Annotated in this window: 1 protein-coding gene; it reads left to right on the top strand. The window is 62.9% G+C overall.

Annotated features, from left to right (window positions below):
- Positions 1-145 precede the first annotated feature (145 nt).
- A partial coding sequence (locus EXE44_RS17610; protein ID WP_137718022.1) for a Cdc6/Cdc18 family protein occupies positions 146-706 on the top strand: 561 nt, incomplete at its 3' end.

The raw sequence follows: 706 nt of genomic DNA, 5'->3' as shown, positions 1-706 counted from the left end.
GCTTTCCCACCCGACCCCCCAACCGCCCACCCCCGTTTCACCGGAAACACGGTGTGTGTCTCGACCCGTCGATCTCACCACAAACCCCACCCCGCACGCGGTCACGAAACAGAACGCATTTCACCGGAAACCCGGTGTCTCTCTCATGGACGCAGCGGACGATCTCTTCACGAGAGAGGACCCTATCTTCGCGAACAAGGAACTCCTCGAGATCAGTCATCTACCGGGCGAGGGGCGCATCGTCGGTCGGGACGACGAGATTGCCGACCTAGCGACGGCCGTCAATCCGGCCATCTTCGGACAGAGCCCGAGCAACGTGCTCATCTACGGGAAAACGGGCACCGGGAAATCGCTGTGTGCGAAGTACGTCTCGAAGCGGCTCGTCTCGACCGCCAGCGAGGAGGGCGTTACCGCGACGTTCGCCTACGTCGACTGCGCGCAGGACACCACGGAGACGCAGGCGGTCCAGACGATCGCTGAGGGAGTCAACGACCCCCAAGAGACCGGTATCAACGTCCCCGATAAGGGCCTTTCCACCTCCACGTACTACAAGCGGCTCTGGCGGATCCTCGACCAGCGGTACGACGTCGTCCTGATCCTCCTGGACGAGATCGACAAGCTCGACGACGACGCTATCCTGATGCAGCTGTCCCGGGCGGGCGAGGCCGGCAAGATCACCGACTGTAAGCTCGGGGTCGTCGGGATC

This window comes from Halorubrum sp. SS7 (assembly GCF_005435055.1).
In the GTDB taxonomy this organism is placed as follows: Archaea; Halobacteriota; Halobacteria; order Halobacteriales; family Haloferacaceae; genus Halorubrum; species Halorubrum salinarum.
This window is presented reverse-complemented; position numbering and strand designations above follow the sequence as displayed.